The organism is Mycolicibacterium monacense, assembly GCF_010731575.1.
GTDB lineage: Bacteria > Actinomycetota > Actinomycetes > Mycobacteriales > Mycobacteriaceae > Mycobacterium > Mycobacterium monacense.
This window is the reverse complement of sequence record NZ_AP022617.1, coordinates 5,937,451-5,963,578: the sequence shown is the minus strand read 5'-3', so window position 1 is coordinate 5,963,578 and position 26,128 is coordinate 5,937,451. Positions and strand designations below refer to the sequence as shown.

General features: G+C 68.0%; 23 protein-coding genes. 7 read left to right on the top strand and 16 right to left on the bottom strand.

The features are described 5' to 3' along the window. Window positions 1–3 precede the first annotated feature (3 nt). The 14 genes from G6N49_RS28715 to G6N49_RS28650 form a co-directional block, all read right to left on the bottom strand. Window positions 4–900 carry a 4-hydroxyphenyl-beta-ketoacyl-CoA hydrolase gene (locus G6N49_RS28715; protein ID WP_011561771.1) on the bottom strand — a complete coding sequence of 299 codons (897 nt, stop codon included), beginning with the start codon at window positions 898–900 and terminating at the stop codon, window positions 4–6. Between the two features lie 12 nt (window positions 901–912). Then, on the bottom strand, window positions 913–2,349 hold the full coding sequence (locus G6N49_RS28710; RefSeq protein WP_083045010.1) for an aldehyde dehydrogenase family protein: 1,437 nt from the start codon (window positions 2,347–2,349) through the stop codon (window positions 913–915). Between the two features lie 27 nt (window positions 2,350–2,376). Continuing rightward, the gene (locus G6N49_RS28705) at window positions 2,377–4,092 is read right to left on the bottom strand and encodes a thiamine pyrophosphate-binding protein (RefSeq protein WP_083045011.1); all 1,716 of its coding nucleotides are present in this window, start codon (window positions 4,090–4,092) and stop codon (window positions 2,377–2,379) included. 4 nt (window positions 4,093–4,096) lie between these two features. Continuing rightward, window positions 4,097–5,056 carry an acyl-CoA dehydrogenase family protein gene (locus tag G6N49_RS28700; protein WP_064874304.1) on the bottom strand — a complete coding sequence of 320 codons (960 nt, stop codon included), beginning with the start codon at window positions 5,054–5,056 and terminating at the stop codon, window positions 4,097–4,099. Continuing rightward, window positions 5,056–6,216: an acyl-CoA dehydrogenase family protein gene (locus tag G6N49_RS28695; RefSeq protein WP_064874307.1), complete on the bottom strand. Its 1,161-nt coding sequence runs from the start codon at window positions 6,214–6,216 to the stop codon at window positions 5,056–5,058. Before G6N49_RS28695 ends, G6N49_RS28700 begins: the two co-directional genes overlap by 1 nt. Continuing rightward, complete coding sequence (locus G6N49_RS28690; RefSeq protein WP_011561776.1) at window positions 6,213–6,989, bottom strand: enoyl-CoA hydratase/isomerase family protein; 777 nt, start codon at window positions 6,987–6,989, stop codon at window positions 6,213–6,215. Before G6N49_RS28690 ends, G6N49_RS28695 begins: the two co-directional genes overlap by 4 nt. After that, window positions 6,986–7,939: a Gfo/Idh/MocA family protein gene (locus G6N49_RS28685; protein ID WP_011856985.1), complete on the bottom strand. Its 954-nt coding sequence runs from the start codon at window positions 7,937–7,939 to the stop codon at window positions 6,986–6,988. Before G6N49_RS28685 ends, G6N49_RS28690 begins: the two co-directional genes overlap by 4 nt. After that, the gene (locus G6N49_RS28680; RefSeq protein WP_011561778.1) at window positions 7,936–8,853 is read right to left on the bottom strand and encodes an acyl-CoA dehydrogenase family protein; all 918 of its coding nucleotides are present in this window, start codon (window positions 8,851–8,853) and stop codon (window positions 7,936–7,938) included. Before G6N49_RS28680 ends, G6N49_RS28685 begins: the two co-directional genes overlap by 4 nt. Continuing rightward, window positions 8,850–10,001 (bottom strand): acyl-CoA dehydrogenase family protein, encoded by a 1,152-nt coding sequence (locus tag G6N49_RS28675; RefSeq protein ID WP_179967869.1) that lies wholly within the window; start codon window positions 9,999–10,001, stop codon window positions 8,850–8,852. Before G6N49_RS28675 ends, G6N49_RS28680 begins: the two co-directional genes overlap by 4 nt. Before the next feature lie 2 nt (window positions 10,002–10,003). Then, window positions 10,004–11,218: a CaiB/BaiF CoA transferase family protein gene (locus G6N49_RS28670; RefSeq protein WP_011856987.1), complete on the bottom strand. Its 1,215-nt coding sequence runs from the start codon at window positions 11,216–11,218 to the stop codon at window positions 10,004–10,006. Then, window positions 11,218–12,138 carry an SDR family NAD(P)-dependent oxidoreductase gene (locus tag G6N49_RS28665; RefSeq protein ID WP_011561781.1) on the bottom strand — a complete coding sequence of 307 codons (921 nt, stop codon included), beginning with the start codon at window positions 12,136–12,138 and terminating at the stop codon, window positions 11,218–11,220. Before G6N49_RS28665 ends, G6N49_RS28670 begins: the two co-directional genes overlap by 1 nt. Continuing rightward, window positions 12,135–13,970 (bottom strand): flavin-containing monooxygenase, encoded by a 1,836-nt coding sequence (locus G6N49_RS28660; RefSeq protein WP_011561782.1) that lies wholly within the window; start codon window positions 13,968–13,970, stop codon window positions 12,135–12,137. Before G6N49_RS28660 ends, G6N49_RS28665 begins: the two co-directional genes overlap by 4 nt. A gap of 65 nt (window positions 13,971–14,035) precedes the next feature. Continuing rightward, window positions 14,036–15,451 (bottom strand): aromatic ring-hydroxylating oxygenase subunit alpha, encoded by a 1,416-nt coding sequence (locus G6N49_RS28655; protein ID WP_011561783.1) that lies wholly within the window; start codon window positions 15,449–15,451, stop codon window positions 14,036–14,038. Between the two features lie 30 nt (window positions 15,452–15,481). Continuing rightward, entirely contained in the window at window positions 15,482–16,327 is an 846-nt protein-coding gene (locus G6N49_RS28650) for an SDR family NAD(P)-dependent oxidoreductase (protein ID WP_011561784.1), read from the bottom strand. A gap of 143 nt (window positions 16,328–16,470) precedes the next feature. Between G6N49_RS28650 and G6N49_RS28645 the strand changes: the two genes are divergently transcribed. The 5 genes from G6N49_RS28645 to G6N49_RS28625 are packed head-to-tail and all read left to right on the top strand — an operon-like array spanning window position 16,471 to window position 22,579. Then, window positions 16,471–18,087 (top strand): SMP-30/gluconolactonase/LRE family protein, encoded by a 1,617-nt coding sequence (locus G6N49_RS28645; protein WP_011561785.1) that lies wholly within the window; start codon window positions 16,471–16,473, stop codon window positions 18,085–18,087. Further along, window positions 18,084–18,821: a GntR family transcriptional regulator gene (locus tag G6N49_RS28640; RefSeq protein ID WP_011561786.1), complete on the top strand. Its 738-nt coding sequence runs from the start codon at window positions 18,084–18,086 to the stop codon at window positions 18,819–18,821. Before G6N49_RS28645 ends, G6N49_RS28640 begins: the two co-directional genes overlap by 4 nt. A 2-nt stretch (window positions 18,822–18,823) precedes the next feature. Continuing rightward, the gene (locus G6N49_RS28635; RefSeq protein ID WP_083045012.1) at window positions 18,824–20,326 is read left to right on the top strand and encodes an AMP-binding protein; all 1,503 of its coding nucleotides are present in this window, start codon (window positions 18,824–18,826) and stop codon (window positions 20,324–20,326) included. 1 nt (window position 20,327) lies between these two features. Beyond that, window positions 20,328–21,098: an SDR family NAD(P)-dependent oxidoreductase gene (locus G6N49_RS28630; protein WP_083045033.1), complete on the top strand. Its 771-nt coding sequence runs from the start codon at window positions 20,328–20,330 to the stop codon at window positions 21,096–21,098. After that, entirely contained in the window at window positions 21,095–22,579 is a 1,485-nt protein-coding gene (locus tag G6N49_RS28625) for an acyl-CoA synthetase (protein WP_083045013.1), read from the top strand. The genes G6N49_RS28630 and G6N49_RS28625 overlap by 4 nt, the downstream gene beginning before the upstream one ends. On the opposite strand, the gene G6N49_RS28620 is transcribed toward G6N49_RS28625, so the two are convergent. Both G6N49_RS28620 and G6N49_RS28615 read right to left on the bottom strand, forming a co-directional pair. Then, window positions 22,569–23,642 carry an NAD(P)H-dependent amine dehydrogenase family protein gene (locus G6N49_RS28620; RefSeq protein WP_083045014.1) on the bottom strand — a complete coding sequence of 358 codons (1,074 nt, stop codon included), beginning with the start codon at window positions 23,640–23,642 and terminating at the stop codon, window positions 22,569–22,571. The genes G6N49_RS28625 and G6N49_RS28620 overlap by 11 nt on opposite strands. 19 nt (window positions 23,643–23,661) lie before the next feature. Beyond that, on the bottom strand, window positions 23,662–24,450 hold the full coding sequence (locus G6N49_RS28615) for an SDR family NAD(P)-dependent oxidoreductase (protein ID WP_083045015.1): 789 nt from the start codon (window positions 24,448–24,450) through the stop codon (window positions 23,662–23,664). A 226-nt stretch (window positions 24,451–24,676) separates the two neighbouring features. Here G6N49_RS28615 and G6N49_RS28610 point away from each other — a divergent pair, with 226 nt between their 5' ends. After that, window positions 24,677–25,396 (top strand): hypothetical protein, encoded by a 720-nt coding sequence (locus tag G6N49_RS28610; protein ID WP_407665062.1) that lies wholly within the window; start codon window positions 24,677–24,679, stop codon window positions 25,394–25,396. A 56-nt stretch (window positions 25,397–25,452) separates the two neighbouring features. Next, the gene (locus G6N49_RS28605) at window positions 25,453–26,061 is read left to right on the top strand and encodes a TetR family transcriptional regulator (protein WP_064917436.1); all 609 of its coding nucleotides are present in this window, start codon (window positions 25,453–25,455) and stop codon (window positions 26,059–26,061) included. The last annotated feature ends 67 nt before the right edge of the window (window positions 26,062–26,128 follow it).

Here is a 26,128-nt window from a genome sequence, read left to right as displayed (position 1 = left end):
GCGCTACCCCGCGAGGCCGAGCACCCGCAGCGCGTTGTCCTTGTAGACGAGCCTCCGCACCGCCGGGTCGATGCCGAGGTCGTCGAAGTCGCGCTGCCACCGGTCGAGCTGGATGTACGGGTAGTCGGTGCCGAACAGCACCTTGGTCCGCAACTGGCGGCCGATGGCGCTGACCAACTGGGGCGGGAAGTACTTCGGCGACCAGCCGGACAGGTCGACGAACACGTTGGCCTTATGCGAGGCGATCGAGATCTGCGCGTCCACCCACGGCACCGCGGGGTGGGCCATGACGATCGTCAACTCGGGGAAGTCGGCGGCGACGTCGTCGAGCAGCATCGGATCGGAGTAGCGGAGTTTGATGCCGTGCCCGCCGGGCAGCCCGGCGCCCATCCCGGTCTGCCCGGTGTGGAACAGCGCAGGCACCCCGGCCTCGGCGATCGCCTCGTAGATCGGATAGAAGCGGCGGTCGTTGGGTTCGAACGCCTGCATGCTCGGATGGAACTTGAAACCCCGGACGCCGTAGTCGCGGACCAGTTCGTGCACCCGATGCACCGCGCGACGTTCGTGCCACGGGTCGACGCTGCCGAACGGGATCAGCACGTCGTTGTTGCGCACCGCGCCGGCGACGAGGTCCTCGATCGAGTTGGGCGCGTGCCGCATCGCGGTGCGCGCGTCGATGGTGAACACCACCGCCGCGGTGTTGTGGCGCCGGTACTGATCGGCCAGCGCGTCGACGCTCGACAGCGCGCCGGCCCCGAGCTTGAAGTACGCGGCGGTGGCCTCGACGAGGGCATCGTCGTAGGCCCGGTGGCCGTGGCCGTCGACCTCCACGTGGGTGTGGAAGTCGACGGCCCCGACGCGCGCGAAATCGATTCCGTACTCGTATCTTCCGGCCACCATTGAGCGCGACCTCTACTTGGCCGCGGCCTCCGGTGCGTAGCCGAGCGCGGCCTTGATCTCGAGGAACTCGTCGAACGCGAACTGCCCCCATTCGCGGCCGTTGCCGCTGCGCTTGTAGCCACCGAACGGAGCGTTCATGTCGAAGCCGTGGTTGATCGCCACCGACCCGGCGCGGATCCAGCGGGCGACCTCGCGGGCCTTGTCGAGATCGGCCGCCGACACATACCCGGCCAGGCCGTATTCGGTGTCGTTGGCGATCTCGATCGCCTGGTCGAGGTCGTCGTAGCCGAGGATGCACAGCACCGGGCCGAAGATCTCCTCGCGGGCGATCGTCATGTCGTTGGTGACGTTGGCGAACACCGTCGGCTTGACGTAGTAACCCTTGTCGAGGCCGTCGGGACGGCCGGTGCCGCCGACGGCGACCGTGGCACCCTCGTCGATGCCCTTCTGGATCAGACCCTGGATCTTGTCGAACTGCGCCTTCGACGCCACCGGACCGATCGCGGTCTTGTCGCCCGGATCGCCCACCTTGACCGCACCGGCGGTCTGCCTGGCGATCTCGATGGCCTCGTCCATCCGCGAGCTCGGCACGAGCATGCGCGACGGGGCGTTACAGCTCTGACCGCTGTTCATCATCATCACCGAGACGCCCGCGGTCACGCTCTTGGCGAAGTCGTCGTCGTCGAGCACGATGTTGGGGCTCTTGCCACCGAGTTCCTGCGTCACCCGTTTGACGGTCGGGGCCGCGTTGCGCGCCACCTCGATGCCGGCGCGCGTCGACCCGGTGAACGACACCATGTCGACGTCCGGATGGCTCGACAGCGGGACACCGACGCCCGGCCCGTCACCGAAGACCAGGTTGTAGACCCCGGCGGGAACGCCCGCGGCGTCGACGATCTCGGTGAAGATCTGCGCCGAATACGGTGCGACCTCAGACGGTTTGAGCACCATGGTGCAGCCCGTGGCCAACGCCGGGAACACCTTGCAGGCGATCTGGTTGATCGGCCAGTTCCACGGGGTGATGAGCCCGCAGACCCCGACCGGCTCCTTCACCACCAGTGTCGACCCGTGCTGTTCTTCGAACTCGTAGTTCTTCAGCACGTCGATCGCCGTCATGAGGTGTCCGAGGCCCAGGTTGACCTGGGGGCCCGCCGACAGCGAGGGCGGCGCGCCCATCTCCTCGGTCACCGCGTCGGCGAGGTCATCGGTGCGCTTCTGGTATTCGGCGAGGATGGCCTGCAGTACGTCGAGGCGCTCCTCGCGGGTGGTCTGCGACCAGGTCGCGAACGCCCGGCGGGCGGCGCTCACCGCCAGGTCGACATCGGCCGAGGAACCCATCGCGATCTTGCCGGAGACCTCTTCGGTGGTCGGGTTGTCGACCTCGAGGGCGTTCGGACGGAGCGGGTCGACCCATTGGCCGTCGATGTAGAACTTCAGATACTCGCGCATGGGTTCACTCTCCCCTAGATCGCCTGCCTACTGGGTGCCTTCTGCATACCAGGTGCGGAATCGGTCGTACTTCGGCATCTCCTCGGAGTTGGCCTTCGGATCGATGCAGACGTGCACGACGGCGGTCTTCCCGCTGGCGTACGCCCGCTGGATCGCCGGGCCGATCTCGTCGTCCTTCTCGACGAACTCGCCGTGGCAGCCGAAGCCCTCGGCGATCTTGTCCATCCGGACGTCCTTGCTCCAGTGCACACCGGGCTGCGGCGACGGCTGCTCGAATGTGCGCTTGTAGACGCCCACTTCGAGACCCCACTGGTGGTCGACGCCGACCACGCAGACCAGCGGCAGGCCCTCGCGGGCGGCGGTCTCCAGTTCGGCGATGTGGAACAGGAACGCCGAGTCGCTGGTGAGCAGCATGACCGGTCGCTTGCGGCCCTCGGCGACCGACGCACCGACGGCATACGGCAGGCCCGTGCCGAGGTGACCGAAGTTCTGGTTCCAGATGACGTCGCGCGGTTTGGCCTGCGAGTAGGTCCACTGGAAGATCACGGTGGCGCCGCCGTCGCGGACCATGATGCCGTCCTCGGCGTACTCGTTGAAGGCCTTGGTGGCCTCGACGACGAAGCGGGCCGGATGGACCGGGGTGCGACCGCTCGGAGCCTCCTCGGCCACCCGGGCGATCTCGGCGGCGTCGGCTTCGACCAGGGACTCCAGTGTGGCCGACGGGGTGCGCGGGGCGTCCCGTAGCGCGTCGACCAGTTGCGGCACCACCCCACGCAGATCGCCGACCAGGGGGACGTCGAACTGCCGGTTCACGCCGATCGCGGTCGGATCCTGCTCGACGTAGACCCACTTGCGGTTGGCGTCGTTGCCGGCCCAGTGCTGCGTGCGGCCGTAGTGCATCGGCTCACCGAGTTCGGTGCCCAGCGCCACGCACAGGTCGGACTGCTCGACGGCCTCGTTGGCGGCCGGGGAGAACAGGTACGGGAAGGTCCGGTCCTCCAGGCCCGGGATGAACGAGGTCCCACCCGAGGTCTGGATCACCGGGCACGCCATCAGCTCGGCCAGCTCCCTGACCTGTTCCTGGGTGCGGGAGGTGTGAACGCCGTGGCCCACCAACAGGATCGGGCTCTTCGCCTCGCGGATCAGGGTGGCGGCCTCGGCGATCTCGCGCTCACCGGCACCCTGGTTGACCAGACGATAACGGTTGGGCGGCAACGGCTCGGGCACGTCGAGCTCTTCGAGGATGACGTGCGACGGGTACTCGATGTAGCTCGGTCCCGGTGTGCCCGACATCGAGCGGCGGATCGCCTCCCGGATGATCTCGTCGGTCTGGTCGGCGTATTCGATCGAGCTGCTGAACTTGACCGAAGGCGTGAAAAGGCCTTCCTGCTGGACGAATTGGATGCGGCCGCGGCGCGCCCGCCGTTCGGTGATGCGGGCGCGCTGCCCGCCGAGGAAGATCACCGGTGAGTTCTCCACCAGCGCGCACATCATCGCGCCCGCGATGTTGGCCACGCCCGGCCCGAGCGTGCCGATGCACAATCCCGGCTTACCGGTCATCCGGGACGCCGCCTCGGCCATGAACCCGGCGCTCAGCTCGTGATGCGGTGCCACCACCGACCATCCACGCGCCTCGGCCTCGGTGAACATGTGCACGAAGTTCGGATCCGGGATGCCGAACAACGTGTTCACACCCTCAGCCTCGAACAGGTCGAGAATGCGTTTGTAGACGGGGACACCCATGGAATTACTCTCCTTGATTCCGATAGCGTTGAGCGAGTTGTCTGCGGTGTGCCGCAGGGGATCCGAACAGCGAGCGGTTGAGCGCGGCACGTTTGAGATAGACGTGGACGCCGCTCTCCCAGGTGTATCCGATACCTCCGTGCAATTGCATGGCCTTGCCCGCGACGTCGACCGCCGCACTGCAGACATGGGACTTCGCCATGGCCGCGGCCGCGGTCGCGTCGCCGGCGACGACGGCGTCGACGGCCGCCTCGACGAGTTGGCGGGACACCTCGATCTGCACGAGCATGTCGGCGCAGGCGTGTTTGACCGCCTGGAAAGATCCGATGGGCCTGCCGAATTGTGAGCGCACCTTGGCGTATTCGACGGTTGCGGACAGCATCGCCTCGGCGAGTCCGAGACTGTCGCAGGCGACGGCGACGGCGGCCCGGTCGTGCAGCCGGCGCACCGCGTTGTCGGCGTCCCCCTCGAAGCGCAGCATCGTCGGTGGCTCCAACGTGCGCGACGAGACCTTGCCCAGTCGGCGTGTCTCGTCGACGACGGGCACTGGCGTCACATCGAGTTCGGCCACCGCGACCGCGCCGTTGGTCACCACCAGAAGCCGGTCGGCGCCGTCGGCGTCGGGGACGAAGTCCAGCGATTCGAGTGCGACGGCGACCCGGACGTCGCCGGATGCGATGCCGGCCAGCAGTTGGTCCCGGATGTCGCTCGGCTGCAACGCATTCAGCGTGCCGACCGCGAGGACAGCACTGCCGAGGAAGCTTCCGGCGGTGGCGGCGCGGCCCATTTCCCGGCAGATCACCGCGGTCTCGGCGAAGGTGGCGCCGGCGCCACCGAGGTGCTCGGGCACCTCGAGGCCCACCCACCCTGCGTCGACGAGTACGGGCCAGTCCACCTCGCGCCCTTTGTCCAGCACGTCGGCCGCGACGGACCGCAACTCGTCATGGAACTCCTCGAAGCCCATCAGACTGCGCTCGGTTCTCGGGGCAGGCCGAGGCCGCGCTCACCGATGATGGTGCGCTGGATCTCGCTCGAACCGCCGGGGATCGTCCACTCCCAGGAGCCGATGAAGTCGAGCACCCACGACCCGGACTCCCACCCGCTCGACATCGGTTTGGCGATCTCGGTATGGCCGGCCGGACCGCCGATCTCGGCGCCGAAGTCGGTGAGCCGCTGCAGCAGTTCGCTGTAATAGAGCTTCACGATCGACGCGTCGGCCGGTCCGATCGCACCGGAGTCGTGGCCCTCCACCACCTTTCGGCAGAGCCCGCGCAGCGCGGTGATCTCGCATTCGAACTGCGCCAACCGATCCGCCACCACGGGATCGTCGACCGGGCTGGTCCGCACGAGTCGGCGGAAGCCGGCGTTGGCCAGGCGCTCGGCCAGTTCGAGCATGGTCATCCCCCGCTCGGCGCCGAGGGTCGCCTGCGCGACCTGCCAGCCCGCGTTCTCGGCGCCCACCAGATTGGCGGCCGGGATCTCGACGTCGTTGAGGAAGATCTCGCAGAAGTGGGAGTCGCCGACGGCGTTGCGGATCGGCCGCACGTCGACGCCTGGGGTCGTCATGTCGAGCAGGAAGTACGAGATGCCCTTACGCTTCGGCGCATCCGGGTCGGTGCGGGCCAGCAGCAGACACCAGTCGGCGTGCATACCGCCACTGGCCCAGAGCTTTTGGCCGTTGACGACGAACGTGTCGCCGGTGCGGTGCGCGGTGGTGCGCAGGCTCGCCAGATCGGATCCGGCTTCGGGTTCGGAGAAACCCTGCACCCAGATCTCGCCGTCGAGGATCGCAGGCAGGTGCCTGCGCCGCTGCTCGTCGGTGCCGGCCACCAGCAGCGTCGACGCGGCGTGGTGGATACCGACGAACGCCAGCACCAGGCGCGGCGCGTCGTGGGCGGCCAACTCCTGGTACAGCACGATCTGCTCGGCCACCGACAGCCCGCCACCCCATTCGGCGGGCCAGTGCGGGACCGCGTAGCCGGCGCTGTGCAGTTCGGCGAACCAGGCCTCCTGGAAGCGGACGAACTCCTCCTCGCCCACGCCGGTCTGCTTCTCGCGCCAGTCCGACGGCACGTGTTCGGCACACCACGCCCGCACGGTGGCGCGGAAGTCGTCGATGCTCACGTCGCACCCTCCCGGAACGCGAGCAGCCTGCGCCGGTGGTCCTCGGAGCGCATGGTGGCGACCTCGGCGGCGAACCCGGCCTGCAGCGGTCCGGCCATGGCCTGCGACAGGTACATGTTCACCACCCGTTTGGTGCCCTGCAGGGCCTCGACGGGTTGGGCCGCGAGCCGTCCGGCGAGTGTGGCGGCCTCGCTCATCAGATCGGCCGCCGGAACCCGGCGGCTCGCGAAGCCGAGTTCGACGGCCGTCGCGGCGGGGATCCGGTCGCCGGTGAACAGGTATTCGCGTGACCGCATGATCGGGGTGAGCATGGGCCAGAACGCCGCCCCGCCGTCGCCGGCCACGAGACCGACGGCGACGTGCGGATCGGACAGGTAGGCGTCCTCGGCGATCAGCATGATGTCGCTGAGCAGGGCGACACTGCAGCCCAGGCCGACCGCGGGGCCGTTGACGGCGGCGATCACCGGAAGCGGGAACCGCAGCATCTCCTCGATGATCTGGGCGCCCTCGCGGATGCTCTCGTCGCGGGCGGCGGAGTCGTCGAGGAACGATGTGATCCAGTTGAGGTCACCGCCGGCGCAGAACGCCCGCCCGGCACCCGAGAGGATCACCACGCGGGCCTCCTGGTCGGCGGCCAGTTGCCGCCAGACGTTGGCCAGCGCCCAGTGCAGGTTCTCGTTGACGCAGTTCAGGTCGTCGGGCCGGTTGATCAGCACGGTGCGCACCGCCCCGTCGGCGGTGACGGTCAGTTCGTCGGGCAGGTCGTATTTCATCGGGTGCCCATCCGAACGGCGTTGGCGCGCAATCGGTCCATCACGCGCGCGACGGCGAGTCCGTCGTCGAACGAGGGGGTGGTCCGGCTGCCCGTCCGCAGTGCGTCGGCGACCTGTCCGAAGAGGGTCACCAGCGCCGGGTCGGGCCGGCCCGGGCGGTCGAATTCGAAGGTCTCGGGTTCGGAACCCTTGGTGCGCAACACCAGCGTGGTGTCGGCGGTCAGTTCGATCGAGCCGTCCGTGCCCAGCAGCACCGCGCGTGGCAGGGTCGACGTCGCCGCGGCGAACCCGGTGTCCTGCGCGGCCGTCGCGCCGTCGGCCAGCCGGAACCAGGCCGCGTAGGCGTCCTCGGCGGTCGCCTGTCGCGGCGTCCCGTCGGCGTCGGCGTGCATCGGGTCGTCGATGCGGGTGACACCGCCGCAGTCGACGATCTCACTGCCGAACAACCAACGGGTGAAGTCGATGAGATGCGATCCGAAGGCGCCGATCCAGCCGCCACCGAGTTCGGCGTCGTTGATCCATCCGTACCTGCGGCCCCGCAGCCCGTTGCCGAACCAGTTCCAGCTCAGGTGGTTCGGGGTGCCGATCGCGCCGGAGTCGGCGAGTTCCTTGACCTTCGCCCACGATTCGCGGCAGCGGAACTCGAAGTTGAGGAAGGTCGGGACGCCGACGGCGTGTGCCCTGTCCCGCATCGCGGTGGCTTCGTCGGCGGTGCGGCCGAACGGTTTGTCGCACATCACCGCCAGCCCGCGGTCCAGGGCCGCCGACACGTGGTCGACATGCATGAACGGCGGTGAGTGCACCGACACCAGATCGGCGCCGGATCCGAGTCCGCGGGCCACCGCCGACTCGTCGCGGGGACTGACGACCTCCACGTCGAATCCGGCGCTCTCGTACGCCGGTGCGGCGGCGTGCTTTCCGAAACCGGTGCCGATGACGAGGACCTTCACGCGTACAGACCCGTCAGCCCGTGCCGGCCCGCGCGGCGGGTCAACTCCGACCGCGTCGCCGACAGGCCGAGCGGCAGGCGACGCAGCGGTTGGCTGTAGCGCGACAGCCACGACAGCGTGGTCTCGTCGCAGAAGCCGACGGCGCCGTGCAGTTGATGACACACCCGGAACACGACTTCGGCGGCCTCGATCGCCGCCAACCGCAACGCCAGCGCGTCGTCGATCGCCTCGGGCCGTCCGGTCGCGATGCTCCACAGCGCGTATTTGGCCAGGATGTCGACGCCGCTGCGTTCGACCTCGGCGTCGGTCAACTGGAACTGCACGCCCTGGAAACTCGACAGCGGCGCCCCGAACTGCTTGCGCAGGGTGACGTGCGCCGTGGTCAGTTCGATGGCCCGGTCGAGCATCCCGAGCAGCGTCCAGCAGGGCAGGGTGAGCCCGAGCGCGAGGTCGGCTGCGCCGGCCTCGTCGACGGCGGACAGTTCGAGTTCGGCGACGAACGCATCCCCCGCGGCGCCCTGACCGGTCACCCTGTGACGGGCGCCGTCGAGAGTGACTGCCGCCCAACGGTAGTCCAGTCCGGCGAGGGTTCCGGCCGGACGGTTGTCCGCGACCACCAGCAGACCGTCAGCGTCGAGGTCCGCGGGCCGGGCCAGCCGTTCGGCCACCGGGTAGGGCAGGGCCCAGTAACCGGCGCTGCGGCACAGCGCGGCAGCCGCTTCCAGTTCGTCGGGGTCGGCGCGGACGTCGAGTTCCCACGCACCCAGTTCGGACAGTGTCGGACCGGCCAGCGATTCCCGTTCGGCCGGTTTGGCTTCCGCCTGCTGCACCAGCAGGTCACCGCCCGCGGTCTCGAACGCCCGCAGCGCCTGGCGGCCGTATTCGGTGGCGTCGTCGCCGAGGTCGAGGATCATTTCGCCGCCGCCAGCAGGGCACGAGACAGCAGGATGCGCTGCATCTCGATGCTGCCCGAGGACACGGTCGCTGCCTGCGAGTACCGCCAGTGGTCCTCGACCTCGCCGAGGAACCAGGCCGCCCGCGGATCGTCGCGGGACACCTCGGCCGAGATGTCCATCAGCACCTCCGCGCTGTCCTGATCGAGTTTGGTCACGGCGATGCGGTAGGCGGCGGCGTCCCCGGGCTGGATGCGTCCGCTGCTCTGCAGCGACACCACCCGGTAGGCCATCAGCCGCGCGCGGCGGCAGTGGGTGAGCATGCGCACCCAGCGGCCGCGCAGCTCCTCGGACAGGTCGCCCCAGCGATCGCCGAGAACCGTTGGCGCAGCAGCGAGCAGCCGCTCACACCGGGCGTAGCGGGCGATGCCGACCCGTTCGAACGCCATCACGTCCTGCACGATCGACCAGCCCGCGTCCACGGTGCCCAGCACGTCGGCCTCGGTCACCCGCAGATCGTCGAAGAACACCTCGTTGAGGTGGTGCGGGCCGAGCATGGCGCGGATCGGCCGGACCTGGATCGCCGGATCGTCCATCGGCACCAGGAAGATCGTCAGGCCCTGCTGTTTGCGCTCACCCCTGGAGGTCCGTGCCAGCAGGAAGCACCACTGCGCCATCGTCGCGTAGGACGTCCAGATCTTCTGCCCGCTGATCAGCCACCCGTCCCCGTCACGACGCGCGGTGGTGCGCAGCGACGCGAGATCGGACCCGGCCTCGGGTTCGGAGAAACCCTGACACCAGATCACCTCACCGCGCGCGATCGGCGGCAGATGTCTGCGCTGCTGCTCCTCGGTGCCGTGCCGCATGATGATCGGCCCGACCCAGTTGACACCCATGTACTGGGCGCCGCGCGGTTCGTGGTGGGCCCACATCTCCTCGCGTACGACGGTCTGCTCCCACACCGACGCTCCCCCGCCGCCGAACTCCTGCGGCCACGCCAGGCACAGCAGATCCTGTTCGGCGAGCAGGCGGCAGAACCGTTGTGCGGTCTCCAGATCGGCCGGGTCGTCGGTGAACGCGCCCAGGAAGTGCTCGGGAACGTGCTCGCTGACGAGCTCCCTCAGGCGGCTGCGCAATTCGGCGGCGCGCGGCCCCATGTCGAAGTCCATGCTCATCCCAGCTCCGCGGCGCCGACACTACGGTTGTCGACGAGATCCGCGGGATTCCCGTCAACAACCGGAGGCTCGGCGCGGCTCAGGCCCAGCTCGTCGAGGACCGCGGCGGTGTCGGCGCCCAACTCCGGCGCGGGCCCCCGCACGTGGCCCGGCGTGCGCGAGAACCACGTCGGCACACCGGGGAAGCGCACCGGCCCGTTCGGCGTCTCGACGGTCTCGAACAGTCCGACGGCGTTGAGGTGCGGGTGGTCGAACAGCGCCCCGGGCGTCCGGATCGGGGCGGCGGGGATCTCCAACTCGCGGAACAACGCCAGCCACTCGTCGGTGGTGCGCTCCTTGAGTGTCTCGGCCACCAGGCCGTAGACGGTGTCGATCTGCTTCGCCCGCCGTTCGAGGGTGCCGTACAAGTGGTTGTCCCACACCGGTTTCACCGCCTCGACGAAGGCGTTCCAGTGTTTGTCGTTGTAGATCAGCGCGGCGATGTAACCGTCTTTCGTCTCGTACGGCCTGCGGTTGGGTGCGACGGTGCGCGGATACACCGCGGGGCCGAGCGGGGGGTCGAACATGGCGCCGTTGGCGTGTTCGACGAGCATGAAGGCGGCCATCGTCTCGAACATGGCGACCTCGACCTCCTGCCCCTCGCCCGTGCGCTCCCGGTGGAACAGCGCCATCATGGTGGCGTACAGCGCGGTCAGACCCGCGACCTTGTCGGCCATGATGGTGCCGACGTAGTTGGCCTCGCCGGTGAGTTGTTCCTGTACGGCGGGGATACCGCATTCGGCCTGGATGGTGTCGTCGTAGGCGGGCAGGTCCCGGTCCGGGCCGCGCCGCCCGTAGCCGTAGCAGTTGGTGTAGACGATGTCGGGCTTCAGCGCGGCGACGTCGTCGTAGCCGAATCCGAGCTTGGCGATGGCCTTGGCGCGCATCGAGTGGATGAACACGTCGGCCTCGGCGATCAGCGCTCGCAACGCCGCCTTGCCCTCCTCGGTGCGCAGGTTCAGCACGATGCCGCGCTTACCGCGGTTGACGTTGACGAACACCCCGCTCATCCCGGGGGCGGGGCCGACGGAGATGAAGCGGGTGTTGTCCCCCTCCGGCGGTTCGACCTTCACCACGTCGGCGCCCATGTCCGCCATGATCTGGGTGCAGTACGGACCCATCACCATCGCGGTGAGGTCGACCACGCGCACCCCCTCCAGCGGGCCGCTCATCAGGTCCCCGCCTTCTGGGCGGCCATCGCGAAGCTGTAGCGGATGTGGGCGTTGTGGCCGTCGGGCACCACCGGGAACACCACGGGGTGTGAACGGTCGCGGATGGCGTCGAGGTCGGCGGCGACGTCCTCGACCGTCCACGACGACCGGTACACACCCGGCGTCTCGACGAGGACGGCGGTGGCCACCCTGCCGGCCAGCGCGATGAACATCTCGCCTGTCACCGAACAGGTTTCGTGTGACAACCAGCCGACGGTCGGCGCCACCAGTTCCGGATCCATCGGCGGATAGGCCGACGTGTCGATACCCTCGGCCATCCGGGTGACGGCCGCCGGCACGATGACGTTGCTACGCACCCCGTACTCGGCCCCTTCGATGGCGGCGACGTTGGACAAGCCGATCACCCCCGCCTTGGCGACCGCGTAGTTCACCACGTCGTGATTGCCGTAGAGACCACCGATGGACGACGTCAGCACAATCCGGCCGTAGCCGGCGTCACACATCACCGGAAAGGCCGGCCGCACAACGTGGAACGCGCCGCGCAGATGGACGTCGACCACCGCATCGAAGTCCTCGTCGCTGATCTCACTCAGCGATGCGCGCCGGACGTTGCCCGCGTTGTGGATCAGGATGTCCAGCCGGCCGTAGGTGTCCATCGCCGTGTCGACGATCGCCCTGCCGCCCTCGGGCGTCGCGACGGAGTCGGTGCTGGCGACCGCCTCGCCTCCGGCGGCGACGATCTCGCGGACGACCTCGTGGGCCGGTCCCGCATCGACACCGTCCCCGGTGAGGTCGCCGCCCAGATCGTTGACGACGACCTTCGCCCCGCGGGAGGCGAGCAGCAGCGCGTACGCCCGGCCGAGTCCGCGGCCACCGCCGGTGACGACGGCGACGCGGCCGTCGTACCTCAAGTCGGTCACGAAAGTTCCAGGCCCTCGAGGTCGCCGCTGTCCCGCCACGCCGCAATCAGCTCGTCGAACGCGTAGAAGCCGGGCGAGTAGAAGTCGCCGAGGAATGCACCGTTACGTTCCGCGCCGCCGCGCCCTTCGTTGTTGTAATAACCTGGCGTACAGGATAATTCGAACGCAGAGTTGTCGATCGCGAGCTCACGGACGGTGTGGACCCAGTTGTCCTGGGCTTCCTGGGTGGGCTCGACCACGGCGGCGCCCCGGTTCTGCGCCTCGGCCACGATGTAGGCGATGTGCTTGGCCTGTTGTTCGAACATCGCCGTGGTGTTGGCCGACACGCCGCCCTGGATGAATCCCATGAAGAACTGGTTCGGGAACCCACGACTGGTCATCCCGTGCAGCGTCTTGTAGTCGTCACGCCAGTAGTCGAACAGCGAGAGTCCGTCGCGCCCGACGATGCTGTCGATGGCGTACCGGCGGTGGATCTCGGTGGAGATCTCGAAGCCGCTGGCGAAGATCACGCAGTCCACCTCGTACTCGACGCCGTTGGCGACGATCCCCTTCTCGGTCAACCGTTCCACGCCTTTGGATTCCGAGACGTCGACCAGCGTCACGTTGGGGCGGTTGAAGCTGGCCAGATAATGTTCACTGGACGTCGGCCGCTTGCACATGAAGCGGTAGTACGGCTTGAGCGCTTCGGCGGTGTCGGGATCCTCGACGATCTCGGCGACGCGCCGGCGCAGCCGCTCCATGATCTTGTAGTCTTCCTCTTCCCGGAACGCCATGATCTGCTCGATCGTCACCGCGGCGGGGTCGGGGCTGGCCGCGATGCGCGCGGTGAGGTTGCGGCCGAGTTCGGTCCAGAAGTCGCACACCAGGTCCGGCTCACCGAAGACGACGCCGACGAACGGTGACCAGTTGTGGAAATTGCGCTTGCGCTCTTCCTGCCAACCCGGCTGCAGTGACGCGGCCCAGTTCGGATCGGTCGGGGTGTTGACCCGCTGGTCCACCGACGACGGAGTGCGCTGAAACACGTAGAGCTGCTGGGCGTCCCGGCCCAGATGTGGCACCAGCTGGATACCGGTCGCGCCGGTGCCGACGAGCGCGACACGTTTGTCGGCGAGCTTGTGCAGCCCACCGTCGGCGTCGCCACCGGTGTAGTCGTAATCCCAGCGCGCCGAATGGAACACATGACCCGTGAAGTCCTTGATGCCGGGAATCCCGGGCAGCTTCGGACGGTTGTACGAGCCCTGCGCCATCACGACGAAGCGGGCGCGGATGTCGTCACCGCGGTCGGTACTGATCTGCCAGCGCTGCGATGCGTCGTCCCAGCGCAGTTCGCGCACCTGGGTCGAGAACAGCGCGCCGTCGTACAGGCCGAAGTGCTTCCCGATGTTGCGGCAGTGTTGGAAGATCTCCGCGCCGTCGGCGAATTTCTTGCTCGGCATGAAGTCGAGCTCTTCGAGCAGCGGGATGTAGCAGTAGGCGTCGTTGTCGCACTGGATGCCCGGGAACCGGTTCCAGTACCAGACACCGCCGAAGTCGCCGGCCATCTCGACGACCCGGATGCCCGTCACGCCCGCCTTCTTCAGGTACGCACCTGCGAGCAGCCCCGCGAAGCCGCCGCCGAGGATCACGACGTCGGCGTCCTCGACGATCGGGTCCCGCGGGGTCACGGTGGTGTACGGGTCGACCTCGTAGAACTCGGCGAATTCGCCTTCGAGCTCCAGGTACTGGTCGGCGCCTTCGGGCCGCAGCCGCTTCGCGCGTTCCTGCGCGTACTTCTCCCGCAGCGCGTCGATGTCGATGTCGTCAGGGGTCTCGGTGGGACCGCAAGTGTTCACAGTGTCTCCTTCGTAGGCGATTTCGGCGTGGCTGGTCGCGCCCAGCGCGACTCAGCACGCCGAAATCACAGTTCGCGGGGCTCGCCGGTGCCCATGTACTTCGACAGTTGGTGATGCAGGTTGACGGTGCTGCGTTCGCGGTAGGGGTTGGGCATCGTGCCGGGGAAACCGGCGGACTTCATGCCCTGCTGTACGGCCGCCATGTTGGAGAAGTCCTGCGGCAGCACCGAAAGCCAGTTCGGCGAGTCCTTCGGGGTGTAGGCCCACTCCGTCTCGGGCTCTTCGCCTTTGGGGTACAGCTCGAACACCGCGACCTCGAAGATGCACTTGTTCGGGTCGTAACTCGGATCGGGCCGCGCGCTGTAGCACAGGGCGCTCGTCAAGCCCTGGCCGATCTGGAAGTTCGGAAAGATCTGCCATGCGGTGCCGCTCTGACCGAGGATGTCCGGCGGGATCGTCGGCCAGATCACGCCGCGGGCCTCGTCGTCACGACGCGCCGATGCCAACCAGTGCTGCAGCACCTTGTCGGCGGGGGTGCCCTCGGGCAGTTCGTCGACCAGCCGCTTGGCCGCGTTCACCAGTGTCTCGGTGGTGGTCGCGTTGGTCTGCTCCCAGGTGTACATCTGCATCTCGGCGGTCGAGACGCGCGGGTCGTCGCCGGTGCCGAGGCGGATCTTGGACTTGGTCTCGTCCATACCCTTGGGCGCGTCGTAGCCGATGTTGCTGTGCTTGCCCTGCGCCTTGGCCCAGCCCTTGAACTCGCCGAACTTGTTGAACTCCGGGTGGGTGGTGAACACGTGGTAGGTCTCGTTGAAGGCCTCCATCGCGACCTTCCAGTTGCAGTCGAAGTACAACCACTTGCGCCACTTGTAGCGCATGTTCTCCAGCCCGAACGGATCGAGGATCTTCGACGCCGGGAAGAGGTAGTCCATCAACGGCTCGCAGTCCGGGTCCATGTTGACGAACAGCCAGCCGCCCCAGGTGTCCACCTGAACCGGGGCCAGGTGGGTGTTCCGCGGAGTCAGCACGCCCTTCCAGTCGTCCTGTTCGCGGATGTGGGTGCACGTGCCGTCCAAACCGTATGTCCAGCCGTGAAATCCGCAGACGAACGACTTCCGCGCGCGGCCGACGGCGTTCTTCGCACCGTCGGGGGTGTCGACGAGCTTGCGACCGCGGTGCATGCAGACGTTGTGGTGGGCCCGAAACTCGTTGGGTCCGGTGCGAACCACGATGATCGAGTCGTCGAGGATGTCGTAGGTCAGGTAGCTGCCCACCTCGGGGATCTCCTCGACGCGGCCGACCTGCTGCCAGACCCTGCGCCACAGCTTGTCCCGCTCCGCGCGGGCGTACTCCGGTGAGATGTACGCCTCGACCGGGATGGTCATCGCGTCCGACAGGTCCTCGGCGATCTCACCCGTCGAGTCGTCCGCATCGGCTTCGACCTCGATCGCCGCGTCGAGGTCGGATTCGGTATGGGTCACTAGTGCGTCCTTTCACAACAAAACGGACTCTCAGAACCGGCTGATGGAGCTGCGGAAGTTCTCGTCCTTGAGGAACAACGACGTGTTGTCGGCGCCCAGATGCGTCCACTTGAGGTCGAGGCCACCGTCGACCAGAAGCGTCTGGCCGGTGATGTAGCTCGACATGTCCGAGAGCAGGAACAGGATCGCGTTCGCCTGTTCGACCGGCGTTCCGCGGCGGCCCATCGCGATCGCGGTGCGGTCGCGGTCCGGATCCTGGTCGACATAGGTCGCCGAGGCGGCGGTCTCGGTGACGCCGGGGGCGACGGCGTTGACGCGGATCCCGTCGAGCGCCAGTTCGACGGCCATGGTGCGGGTCATCGCGACCACCGCGGCTTTGGCTGTCCCGTAGGCGATGTGGAACGGCGCGGTGTTCATCCCGCTGATCGACGACACCGAGACGATCGACCCCTTGTGCCCGTTCGACCGGATCTCGGCGGCGACGGCCTGGCTCATGAAGAAGGCGGTCTCGAGGTTGGCGGTGAACAGCGCCCGCCAATCGTCGCGGGTGACCCGGGTCGAGGGCATCCACGTCGCGGGTGCGGCGCCGCCGGCGACGTTGACCAACCCGTAGAGGTCGCCGTCGGCGCGCCGCGCCTCACCGAGGACACGGGCGATGCCCTCGTCGGTCGACGCGTCGGCCGCGACCGTGACGACCGGCAGACCCTTGGCGATCAGCGGCCCGACGTGCTGGTCGAGGTTGTCCTGGTTGCGGCTGACCGCGACGACGGTCGCCCCCGCGGTGGCCGCCAGTTCGGTGACCGTCGTCCCGATACCCCCGCCACCGGCACCGGAGACGACGACGGTCCGGCCCTCGAGGTTCAGCGGCTCAGTCATGGTGGGCCCATTTGTCCGGACGACATACGGTGCTCTGCATATTGCAGAACACTATTCCGCAGGGGTTATCCGGCCGTCAAGGGTCCTTTGATGCGCCGCGGACCCTATTGTCTGGACTAGCGAGGGTTGATAACGTCCGGTTCATGACGTCGCCCACCGAGTCTTTGCAGGCCACCCGCTACCCCGGAGCGCAGCCGACTGTCACCGACGGGTGGCGCCTCGAGCGGTTGACCGCACCGAGCCGGTTGTTCGGCGCCAACGGCCTGCGCACCGGCCCCGACGGGCGGGTCTACGTCGCCCAGGTGACCGGCAGCCAGATCAGCGCCCTGGACCTGGGCAGCGGGACCCTGGAGACGGTCAGCCCGAAGGGCGGCGACATCATCGCCCCCGACGACGTGGCGTTCGGACCCGACGGCGCCCTGTTCGCCACCGAGGTGATGGACGGTCGGGTCAGCGTGCGCGAGGCCGACGGCCGGACCCGCGTCCTGCGCGACGATCTGCCGTGTGCCAACGGCATCACCGTCCACCAGGGCCGGCTGTTCATCGGTGAGTGCCGCGAAGGTGGCCGGCTGCTGGAACTCGACCGCAACGGCGGCATCGTCCGCACGCTCGCCGAGAACCTGCCGTCGCCGAACGCGATGGAGGTCGGTCCGGACGGATTGCTGTACTACCCGCTGATGACGGCCAACGAGATCTGGCGGGTGGATCCGAACGGCGGGGAGCCGCAGCGGGTCGCCGGTGACCTCGGGGTGCCGGATGCGGTGAAGTTCGACGCCGACGGCTTCCTCGTCTCCACTCAGGTGGCCAGCGGCCAGGTGCTGCGCATCGACCCGCGCAGCGGTGCGCAGACGCTGCTCGCGCAGCTGTCGCCCGGGTTGGACAACCTGACCTTCGTCGGCGACCGGTTGTTCGTCTCGAATTTCACCGGCGAGATCACCGAGATCCTGTCCGGCGGCGAAACCCGCACCACCCTGGCCGGCGGGCTGAACTGGCCGCTGGACCTGGCGGTCGGCGACGACGGCCGGCTCTACGTCGCCGACGGCACCTACTTCTACGTCGTGGAGGCCGACGGATCGCTGCAGACCGTCGGGATGTTGTTCACCCCCGGCTATCCCGGCTTCCTGCGCGGTCTGACCCCCGTCGGCGGCGGCGAGTTCGTGGTCACCACCTCCGGCGGCCAGGTGACGCGCTACCGGCCCGCTGCCGGTGAGAGCGAGGTCCTGGCGGACGGTTTCGACCAGCTGTACGGCATCGCGGCCACACCGGGCGGTGCGGCCGTCTTCGCCGAACTCGGCACCGGCCGGGTGCACTCCGTCCACGACGGCGAGGTGCAACTGCTGGCCGGCGATCTCCGTGAACCCGTGGGGGTGGCGATCGCCCCGGACGGCAACCCACTGGTCGCCGAGTCCGGGGCCGGGCGGGTGGTGCGCCTGGCCGGGTCGCAGGCGGTCACCGTGGTCGACGGGTTGCAGCGACCGCAGGGGCTGGTGGTCGCCGACGGCGTGCTCTACATCGTCGACGCCGGTGCGAAGGAAGTGGTCGCGGTCGACATGAACAGCGGCGCCCGCCAGACGATCGCCACCGGGTTGCCCGTCGGCCCGCCGCCGGGTGTGGAACCCAAACCACTGCGCGGCATGCCGCCGTTCTCCGGCCCGCAGGGACCGTTCGCGGGGATCGCCGCGGCGCCGGACGGCACGCTGTTCGTCTCCGCCGACGGCGACGGCAGCGTGCTGGCGTTACGACGCACCGCCCGCACATGAGCGTCACGCACCCCGAGCACCGCTACCTGCAGGTGGCTCGCACCCTGCGCAAGGAGATCGTCGACGGGGTGTACCCGGTCGGATCGCAGTTGCCCACCGAACACGAGTTGTGTGAGCGGTTCGCGGTCAGCCGCTTCACCATTCGGGAGGCACTGCGCCGGCTGCGCGAGGACAACCTGGTCACCTCGCGCCCCAGGGCGGGCACCCTGGTGGTGCCGCGTCCGTCGGGTAACACCTACGCCCAGGACGTGATGTCGATCGACGACCTGCTGGCGTTCGCCGCGGGCGCCCAGTTCACGGTCGAATCGAACGCCACCGTGACCGTCGACGCCGAACTCGCCGAGCGGACGCGGCTCGCGCTCGGCTCGGAATGGCTTGCGGTGACGGGCTATCGCCAGGCCGACACGAACTCGACGCCGATCTGCCGCACCGAGTACTACATCAACCGCGCGTTCGCCGCCGTCGGCCGGCTGCTGCCCCGCCACACCGGGCCGATCTTCCCCCTGATCGAGGACCTGTTCGGGGTGAGCGTGGTCGAGGTGCACCAGGAGATCGCCGCGGTGGTGCTGCCCGCCGAACTGGCCCACCGGCTCGGTGTCGAACCCGGCAGTGCCGCACTGCAGATGCAGCGCACCTACACCACCTCCGACGGTGAGGTCGCACAGGTCACGGTGAACACCCATCCGTCGGCGCGCTACCGGCACTCGATGACGATGCGCCGGGTCAGGGACTGACGGTGGGTACCACGCTGGCCGATGCCCTGCGCGATGCCGCGCGGGACACACCGGACCGCGTGCTGGTGCGCGACGGCGACGATGAACTCACCTGTGGCGCACTGCAAGAACGCGCGATGGCATTGGCGTCGGCACTGATGCGGCGGATGCCGGTCGGCAGCGTGGTGTCATTCATGCTGCCCAACTGGCACGAGGCCGCCGTCGTCTATCTCGGCGCCACGCTGGCGGGTATGGTCGTGAACCCGATCCTGCCATCGCTGCGCGACCACGAACTCACGTTCATCCTCGCCGACGCCGACAGTCGGGCGATCTTCATCCCCCACACGTTCAACGGCCACGACTACGCCGCCATGCTCAAACGCGTCGCCGCAGGGCTGCCCTCACCCCCAGAGGTCGTCGTGGTGCGGGCGGAACCGGCCGGACACAGTTCCTTCGCGGATCTGCTCGCCGAAGCCGGCGGCGGTGACCTACCCGAGCTGAGCTCCGATTCCACCCGCATGATCATGTACACCTCGGGCACCACCGGGCGGCCCAAGGGCGTTCTGCACAGCCATGATTCGCTGCACGCACTGCTCGCGCAGCTGGGCCGGTACTGGAACATCGACCCCGGCGACACGTTCCTGGTGCCCTCACCGATCGCCCACATCGGTGGGTCGATCTACGCCTTCGAGGCACCGCTGCTGCTCGGCTCCAGGGCGGTACTCATGGAACGCTGGGATCCCGACGGCGCCGTGGCGTTGATGCTCGAGCACGGATGCACGCACATGGCCGGGGCCACACCGTTTCTCGACGGTCTGCTCGCCGCGGCGCAGCGGGCGGACACCCGACTACCGGACCTCGAGGTGTTCATCTGTGGCGGCGCCTCGGTCCCGCCGTCGCTGATCCGCAGGGCGGCGGCCTATTTCGAGCGTGCGCTGGTGACCCGCGTGTACGGTTCGACCGAAGTCCCGGTGACCACGGTCGGATCCCTCGACGATGTGGACCACGCCGCCGAGACCGACGGCCGCCCCGGCATCGCCGATGTCACGTTGGTGGACGGGGAGATCCGCGCCCGCGGGCCGCAGATGTTCACGGGCTACCTCCACCCGGAGGACAACACCGGGGCCTTCGACACCGCTGGATACTTCCGCACCGGTGACCTCGGCCGCTGGACCGACGACGGCTACCTGATGGTCACCGGCCGCGCCAAGGACATCATCATCCGCAACGGCGAGAACATCTCGCCCAAGGAGGTGGAGGACCTTCTGGTCACCCACCCGCAGATCGCCGAGATCGCGATCGTCGGCATCCCCGATGCGCGCACCGGCGAACGCGCCTGCGCCGCCGTGGTGGCGGCCGGCGATCCGGGACCCGACGTCGAGTCGTTGCGTGAGTTCCTGCTGGGCCGCGGGGTGGCCAAGTTCAAGGTGCCCGAACAGGTGGTGCTGGTGGAGGCGTTGCCGAAGAACGATGCGGGCAAGGTGCTCAAGCACAAGATCAGGGCATCGCTGACGGAAGGTGGATGACGTGCAGGTAGCGATCGTCACGGGTGCCAGCAGCGGCATCGGGTTCGGTTGTGCCACAACGCTGGCCGAGCAGGGTATGGCGGTGCTGGGCACCGGACGAGACGAGGAACGGCTCGCCGAACTGGAGAAGGCCGTCGGCTCCGACCGGATCGCCACGGTCGCGGTGGATCTGACCGACGACGACGGTCCCGCCCGGGTCGTCGCGGCCGCACTGGAGCGGTGGGGGCGGATCGACTTCCTGGTCAACAACGCCGGGGTGGGCAGTCCCAAACCCCTGCACGAGACCGACGACGAATCGCTGGACTATTTCCTGAACCTGATGCTGCGGGCGCCGTTCCGGTTGTCGCGCGACGTGATCCCGCACATGCAGCCGGGCTCGGCGATCATCAACGTGACGTCGACGTTCGCGGTCGTCGGTGGGCTGCGCGGCGGCGCGTATTCGGCGGCCAAGGGCGGGCTGACCGCACTGACCGCCCACATCGCGTGCCAATACGGTGCGCAGGGCATCCGGTGCAACGCGGTGGCGCCCGGCGTCACGCTCACCCCCATGGTGGCGACGCGGCTCGAGGACGACCGGTTCCGCAAGATCAACACCGAGATGACACCGCACCAGCGGTTGGGCCGGGTCGAGGACATCGCCGCCACCGTGGCGTTCCTCTGCTCCGAGGGCGGCAGTTTCATCAACGGCCAGACCATCGTCGTCGACGGTGGCTGGAGTTCGACGAAGTACCTGTCCGATTTCGCGCTGAACTCCGACTGGGTGCCCAGGTGAACCTGTTCGCACTGCTCGACCAGACCGCGGCGCGCCACGCCGACCGCGGCGCGGTGTATCACGGTGAGCGCCAAGTGCACACGTGGTCGTCGCTGCGGGAGCGGGCGCTGCGGTTGGCGGGGTCGTTCACCGGGTTCGGGCCCGGTGCCCGGATCGCGGTGGCCAGCGAGAACGCACCCGAGATCGTCGAGTTGATGTTCGGCATCTGGGCGGCCGAAGCCGTGATCGTGCCGGTCAACTACAAGTTGCATCCGCGGGAGATGGAGCAGATCGTCGCCGACGCCGGGGTCTCCCGGATCTTCACGTCCCCGAAGATCGGCGCGGAGCTGACACAGCTCGTCGACGTACCGGTCGAGGTGATCGGCGGCGCCGAATACGAAAACCGCTGCGCTGCCTCACCTGTCGACCCACCACGCACGACCGACCCGGCGTCACTGGCGTGGCTGTTCTACACCAGCGGCACCACGGGCCGCTCCAAGGGAGCGATGCTGTCGCACCGCAACCTGATGGCGATGACGGTGTCGCATCTGGCCGACTTCGACTCCCCCGACGAGAACTGCAGCCTGGTCCACGGCGCGCCCATGTCGCACGGCTCGGGACTGTACGTGCCTCCGTATGTGGCCCGCGGCGCGCGGCAGGTGGTGCCGGCCTCGGGTGCGTTCGAGCCGGCGGAGTTCCTCGACCTCTGCGAACACCACCCCGGTTGCAGTGCGTTCCTGGCGCCGACGATGGTGGCCCGACTGGTGGCGACCGGACGGGCCAAACCGGCCAACCTGAACACGATCGTCTACGGCGGCGGCCCGATGTACGTCGACAGTCTCAAGAAGGCGCTGGCGGCCTTCGGCCCGATCTTCGTGCAGCTCTACGGGCAGGGCGAGGCGCCGATGACGATCACGGGGCTGCGGCGGTCCGACCACCTCGCCGCCGGTGTTCCGGCCTCCGACGCGGTGCTCGGATCGGTCGGGTACGCCCGCTCCGGTGTCGACGTGGCGGTGCTCGGCGAGGACGACCGACCCGCCGGCATCGGTGAGATCGGCGAGATCGTGTGCCGAGGCGACGTGGTCATGTCCGGTTACTGGAACAACCCGGCGGCCACCGCGGCCACCCTGCAGGACGGCTGGTTGCGTACCGGGGACATGGGGTCGTTCGACGCCGACGGGTACCTGACGCTGCGCGACCGGTCCAAAGACGTGGTGATCAGCGGCGGCAGCAACATCTATCCGCGCGAGGTCGAAGAGATCCTTCTGGAACACCCGGCGGTGGTCGAGGCCGGGGTGGTGGGGGCGCCGGACGAGGAGTGGGGCGAGATCGTCGTCGCCTTCATCGTCGGCCGGGTGTCCCCCACCGACCTCGATGCGCATCTGCTGGAACGCATCGCCCGGTTCAAACGACCCAAACGCTACGAGTTCATCGACGAACTGCCGAAGAACAGCTACGGCAAGGTTCTCAAGCGGGAGCTGCGGGCGCGGCTCACCACATGAGTCCGCGGATCAGCTCCGTCGGCGGAACGTCCTCGATCGCGAGTAGACCCGACGGCGCCCGGCACACCCAGTCGATCGCGTTGACCGCCCGCGCGGCGGTGGCCAGGCAGCCGGCGTCGGTCACATCGAGCGCCGGATGCGACAGATGGGTGCTCACCTCGATACGCGGTTCACCCTCCACGATGACCTTGTGCACACCGGACTGGCCGTCGGGCGGGTACTCCCACTCCGGCGCCGCCGCGGGCGTGAGCCGGGTGGTGTGCTCCACCGTGATCACCGGGACCCCGTCGCGCACTCCCTCCACCGCGAACCGGATCGCGGCCAGTTGCCCCGGCTCGACGGTCATCATCGTGCACTCGATGCGCTGGTCGGTGTACCACGGTTCGTAGCGCTGCCGAACCTCGTCGAGTTCCACCGCCAGGTGGCCGGCGAGATTGCGCACCAGACCGCCGAACATCGACGTGATGACACCGGGCTGGAACGCCATCGGCGTATCGTCCTGCGGCGTGGTGCCGAAACCCATGGCGGTGCCGGTGTATTCGTAATCGTCGTAGTTGCCGTAGTCGAAGATCTCCTGGACCGTCACCGACTCGGCACGTGTGACCAGACTGAGCGCGGCGTGCACCGCCGTGTCCCCCGAGTAGCCGGGGTCGATCCCGTTGACGAACAGCGAGGAGTCGCCCGCCGCGCAGGCCTGCTCCAGCGGTACCCGCAGCCAGTCGTCGGCCTGCCGCGGAGTCACCAACCACACCATCGACGTTCCGACGACGTTGATCCCCGCCGACAGGAACCGCGACATCTCCTCGATGGCCTCCATCGGTCGGGTCTCGCCCAGAGCGGTGTAGACCACGCAGTCCGGGCTCAGCGCGATCAGCGCGTCGATGTCGCCGGTGGCGACCACGCCGGTGGGTTCGTCGAGTCCACACAGCTCGGCTGCGTCGCGTCCGATCTTGTCCGGGCCGGACGCGTGCACACCGACCAGCTTCAGATCGGGTCTTCCGATGACGGCGGCCAGTGAATGCCTGCCGACGTTACCGGTGGAGAACTGGACCACTCTGCGCATTGCCGCGCTCCGTTCCTGCTCAGTAGTCGGGGATGGGCAGGGGCGAGTTGTTGGACTCGATGCCGCCGTCCACGTGGAAGATCGCGTTCGTGGCGTAACAGTCGCGGGTGGACAGGTAGACACAGAGCCGGCCGAGATCGGCGACGTCGCCGAGGCGGCGTAGCGGCGTCGCCGCGTTCATCTTCTCCAGCGAGCCCGGCATCATGTCCAGACTGCCCTGCAGGCCCTCGGTCGCAAAGGATCCCAGCGCGATGGCGTTCACCCGGATCTTGGGCGCCAACTCCTGCGCCATCGCGCGCGTGAGCGCTTCGAGTCCGCCCTTGGCGGTGCAGTAGGCGGCCAGCGCCCGGATGCCGAACCGGGCCGACCCGGATGAGATGTTGATGATCGATCCGCGTCCCGCCTCGTTCATGTGCCGCGCGGTCAGCTGGCTCATGATGAAGGCCGACGTCACACACCAGTCGAAAGTGTGCCGGAAATCCTCGTCGGTGATGTCGAGGAACCGCGCGTACGTCGAGCCCCCGACATTGTTGACCAGGATGTCGACACGGCCGAAGTTCTCCATGGCCGCCGCCACCACTCGCTCCCCGTCCGGTCGGCTCATGGCATCGGCGACAACCGCGACACCCTTGCCGCCTGCCCGCTCGATTCCCGAAATCGTCGCGGCGATATCAGACTCTGTGCGCGCAGTACCGACGACCGCAGCGCCCGCCTCCGCCAGCACCTGCGCGATGCCCTGACCGACTCCCTTGCCCGCTCCGGTCACGATCGCGACCTGCCCGGTGAGATCGAACTGCTCCAGCGCCATGGCGATCCTCCCCGTCGGGAACAGTCCTCATCTAAACGGCTCACCCTGACTCAAGTCAACGAAATCCCACAAAGAGCCAAGTGAGACGCGCCGGCTCTCAGCGCGCTCGCCACCGAAGCACGCTTAATACAAACCGCACTCCACGTGACCGCTCGACGGCCGAACATCCAACAACCGATTGACGGGCTTGCATTGCTGACTATAGTCAGCGGACATGAACCTGCGGATGACCGGTTCGAGCGGCAGGGCCGCGAAGATCGCCTCACCTCCGATGTCAGCGAGCGGGCTCGATGAACACATGGCCGCCTCCCAGCGCGCCCAACGCCAGGCCGACAAGTGGCTGATCTCCGGCGGCCTGCTCATCGGTACCGCCGCACTCGGAATCTTCGGCCTGCCGTTGTTCCTGCGCGGCGTCTGGCTCCTACGCAAGGCCCAGCGCGACGGCCTGAGCGTGCGTCCGATGCTGGTGACCCTGCTGGGCTACCTCGTCATCATCGATGCTGCGATCAACACCGTCGGATGGGCACTGGATCTGGTCGCCAACCACACCATTCTGGCCCGAATCCTGTTGAACGGCTGGGGCGCGATGTTCGATGCCGGCTACTTCTGGCATTACAACGAACTGTGGCTCGGCGGTGCCGCCGGCCCCGGCGAGAAGGCGATGGAAGTCGGCATGATCCTGACCGTCTTCACCATGCGAATCGCTGCCGCGATCGGGTTCCTGCAGATGAAGCGCTGGGGCCACCAGTGGATGATCGTCACCTGCTGGATGGGCGTGCTGATCTGGTGCGTCTACGTGTTCAACATGACGATGTTCGCCGACGTGCGCTTCGCCGGGGTGATCTTCCCCGTGGTCGGCTGGTGGCTCTACGACATCTTCTACATCACGCCGTTCCTGGCCATCCCGTATCTGCACTCGGTCAACCGTGAGATCTTCTCCGACTGACCATGATGACTCCACTCATTGACTGGAATCAGTCAGAGGTATACCAAGGGCAGACCATGACGCCTCCGGTCAAACGGTCGGCGCGCCAACTGCGCAGCCGGCAGACACGTGAACGGATACTCGGCGCGGCGATCGCCGAGTTCACGTCGTCGGGCATGGCCGGAGCCGACGTCGGCGCGATCGTGGCCGCAGCGGGCGTGGCGCACGGCACATTCTTCTTCCACTTTCCCAGCAAGGAGCACGTCCTGCTGGAACTGGAGCGCCGCGAAGAGGCACGGATGGCAGCCGATTTCACCCGCTTCCTCGGTGGCGCCCACGATCTGGCGACCGCATTGACTCACCTGGTCGGACTGGTCAGCGCCCTCGAGCAGCGGTTCGGTCCGCGACTGTTCAAAGAGCTGCTCGCGCTGCACTTCTCACCCACGCGGCCGACCAGGGATGAGTGGACCGACCATCCGGTGATCGTGTCGCTGGTTCGCGCGATCGAGCGTGCCAGCGGCGACGGCGAGGTCCACCCGGAGGTCGACGCCTTCTACAGTTCGACGTTCTTCCTGCTGGGGCTCTACGGGGCGCTGACCACCACCGAGCACGGCGAGGCCCGCGACACGATGCTGGCCAAATTGGTGACCACCGCCCTTCGTGGCCTGACGAACAAGGAGAATTGAGATGGCAGGGTGGATCTGGGAAATCCTCCGCTACGTCGCCGCCTGGGGCGGAACCGGTTTGATCATC

Bases quoted from the DNA above. Each gene is read 5' to 3' on its own strand.
- G6N49_RS28680 (WP_011561778.1), bottom strand. From the start codon at position 8,853: ATGATCCTCGACCTCGGCGACGACGCCACCGAATACGGCCGCCAGGCG.
- G6N49_RS28640 (WP_011561786.1), top strand. From the start codon at position 18,084: ATGAGCGTCACGCACCCCGAGCACCGCTACCTGCAGGTGGCTCGCACC.
- G6N49_RS28675 (WP_179967869.1), bottom strand. From the start codon at position 10,001: ATGGACTTCGACATGGGGCCGCGCGCCGCCGAATTGCGCAGCCGCCTG.
- G6N49_RS28690 (WP_011561776.1), bottom strand. From the start codon at position 6,989: ATGAAATACGACCTGCCCGACGAACTGACCGTCACCGCCGACGGGGCG.
- G6N49_RS28610 (WP_407665062.1), top strand. From the start codon at position 24,677: ATGACCGGTTCGAGCGGCAGGGCCGCGAAGATCGCCTCACCTCCGATG.
- G6N49_RS28645 (WP_011561785.1), top strand. From the start codon at position 16,471: ATGACGTCGCCCACCGAGTCTTTGCAGGCCACCCGCTACCCCGGAGCG.
- G6N49_RS28715 (WP_011561771.1), bottom strand. From the start codon at position 900: ATGGTGGCCGGAAGATACGAGTACGGAATCGATTTCGCGCGCGTCGGG.
- G6N49_RS28670 (WP_011856987.1), bottom strand. From the start codon at position 11,218: ATGAGCGGCCCGCTGGAGGGGGTGCGCGTGGTCGACCTCACCGCGATG.
- G6N49_RS28615 (WP_083045015.1), bottom strand. From the start codon at position 24,450: ATGGCGCTGGAGCAGTTCGATCTCACCGGGCAGGTCGCGATCGTGACC.
- G6N49_RS28710 (WP_083045010.1), bottom strand. From the start codon at position 2,349: ATGCGCGAGTATCTGAAGTTCTACATCGACGGCCAATGGGTCGACCCG.
- G6N49_RS28700 (WP_064874304.1), bottom strand. From the start codon at position 5,056: ATGGGCTTCGAGGAGTTCCATGACGAGTTGCGGTCCGTCGCGGCCGAC.
- G6N49_RS28620 (WP_083045014.1), bottom strand. From the start codon at position 23,642: ATGCGCAGAGTGGTCCAGTTCTCCACCGGTAACGTCGGCAGGCATTCA.
- G6N49_RS28605 (WP_064917436.1), top strand. From the start codon at position 25,453: ATGACGCCTCCGGTCAAACGGTCGGCGCGCCAACTGCGCAGCCGGCAG.
- G6N49_RS28705 (WP_083045011.1), bottom strand. From the start codon at position 4,092: ATGGGTGTCCCCGTCTACAAACGCATTCTCGACCTGTTCGAGGCTGAG.
- G6N49_RS28650 (WP_011561784.1), bottom strand. From the start codon at position 16,327: ATGACTGAGCCGCTGAACCTCGAGGGCCGGACCGTCGTCGTCTCCGGT.